Source organism: Halorubrum aidingense JCM 13560, from assembly GCF_000336995.1.
Lineage (GTDB): Archaea > Halobacteriota > Halobacteria > Halobacteriales > Haloferacaceae > Halorubrum > Halorubrum aidingense.
In genome coordinates this window covers 1-1,947 of record NZ_AOJI01000006.1, presented here as the reverse complement: position 1 = coordinate 1,947, position 1,947 = coordinate 1, and the positions used below count along the sequence as shown (strand labels likewise).

Sequence of the window (1,947 nt, the reverse complement as noted above, 5' to 3'; positions counted from 1 at the left end):
CAGGGATAGAGGACCGCCACCAGACTAGATCGGTCGGTCCCACCGCGAGGTGAGAGGTGCCGGGTGGGGTCCCCCTAGACACCGTTATAGGTCCCTGTGGTGGGTGGTGGGGTCGGTTCGATTTTCGGCGACCCTTGCGCCGTCCTGCGATTAGGGAGCGGAGGGGCGAGTGATTGTGGTGGGAGAATCGCAAGACGGCGGTAAGTTGTGGCGGTTCAGACAGGGGTATCCTTACGCCGTCCTGCGATTGTACGGATAGGGCCGGGATTCGACAGGGGGAAGAATCGCAAGACGGCGGTAAGTTGTGATGGGTGATACTCCGGGGCGATCGGCGACCCCTGCGCTGTCATGCGGTTTCGGGTTCTGTCTGGCTATGGTTAGAACTGCTAATAACAATATGTGGGCGTGTTGGTAGTATCGGGATAGGTAGATGTTCTGCCGGGGTGAAAGGTCAGTATTCTTTAAGGGGCTAGTCGTTCTCGTCGCAGTCAAAGCTACGCAACGTGAGTGAATGCCCGGAGAAGGCCCGGGCGACGGACGATTCCACCGGACGCGATTTGTGGCAGAATCGCCCGGTGGAAACCTCTTGGCCGGAGGGTTCGTCCTCGCTCTGTCCTCTCTCAGCCGAGTCAGTAAGTGTTTCGACGGTTCACGGAAACGCTCGGTCTGGACGACTAAGCGCCGATCCACCGCAAGGATCGGGCGATCTTGATTTGCCCGAGAGCCGGCGTACCCGGCTCGAGGGCCGCCCGATCCGCACGCCCCCGACCGGCGGGAGGGGGCTATCTTGTGCGGTGGCGGTGCGGCGGCGGTGCGGTCTTTACTCGACGCTAGTTAGAACAACTCAAGAGCCGCTATGCTTCGCCAATTCAGGCGTTCCACCGTGCGGTGCGGTAGAAGACGTGCCGGTGGCTATGGTGCGGTGCGGTGCCACCGGCTCGTCTTCGTCGCGGTCGTCGGATAGTGCCGCCCCAGCTGGGCCGGACGTGCTGTCGGGCCACTCGTGGAGCAGCTCGCGATCGCGTCGGTCGGGGTGGTCGGAGTGAGCGCGGATCCCGTCGACGGCGAGGTCGAGTTGGATGAGCAGTCACGGCTCGGTCGGGACTGGGATTGCGGGCCGGATCGGGAGCGGCCGGACTGCCGGAAGGACTTGGCGCACCTGAAGTACCAGACAGAATCGGGGGAACAGGCGTCGTACCGTTGCGGTTCGTGGGACTGCGAGTGTTGCGGCCACCGGCTGAGGATGGGACTGATCGAGGAGATAGAACGGATCACGGAGGAGCGCCCGGAGATGCGTCGGTTCCTGACGCTCACAGTGGACCGCAGAGCGCCCGCGTCGAAGGAGGAGAAGCACGAGTACATCACCGATCGGTGGAACGCGCTGAGGACGGAACTGAGGGACCGCTATCCAAACCTGTCGTATCTGTGGGTGCGGCACGAGGGAGACGAGCGGGACCGGCCGCACCTGCACCTGCTCGTGGATCGGTTCCTGCCGCAGCGGGAACTGTCGCAGTTGGCCGAGCGCGTCGGCCTCGGCCGGGTGGTGGACATCCGGCGGGTGGACGCACGGAACGCGGCGCACTACATCAGTGCGTACCTCGGTCGTGGCTCGCTGTCGTTCCTGCCGTCGGGGTCGCGGCGGTACGGATCTAGCGCCGACGTCGATCTCGATCCACGCGATCCGGGCGGCGACGATCGTGACGGCAGTGCGCTCGAGGAGGACTGGTCACTGATGGCGTGGGATCCGATCGTCGAGGACTGGGTGTCGGCTGCGTCGGGAGACTTCCGGCGCGACGAGGATAGAGGACCGCCACCAGACTAGATCGGTCGGTCCCACCGCGAGGTGAGAGGTGCCGGGTGGGGTCCCCCTAGACACCGTTATAGGTCCCTGTGGTGGGTGGTGGGGTCGGTTCGATTTTCGGCGACCCTTGCGCCGTCCTGCGATTA

General features: G+C 64.2%; 1 protein-coding gene. It reads left to right on the top strand.

Features of this window, described 5'->3' with window-relative positions; translation table 11 throughout:
• Window positions 1–1,003: 1,003 nt before the first annotated feature.
• On the top strand, window positions 1,004–1,822 hold the full coding sequence (locus C461_RS01215; protein WP_004045523.1) for a rolling circle replication-associated protein: 819 nt from the start codon (window positions 1,004–1,006) through the stop codon (window positions 1,820–1,822).
• Window positions 1,823–1,947 lie beyond the last annotated feature (125 nt).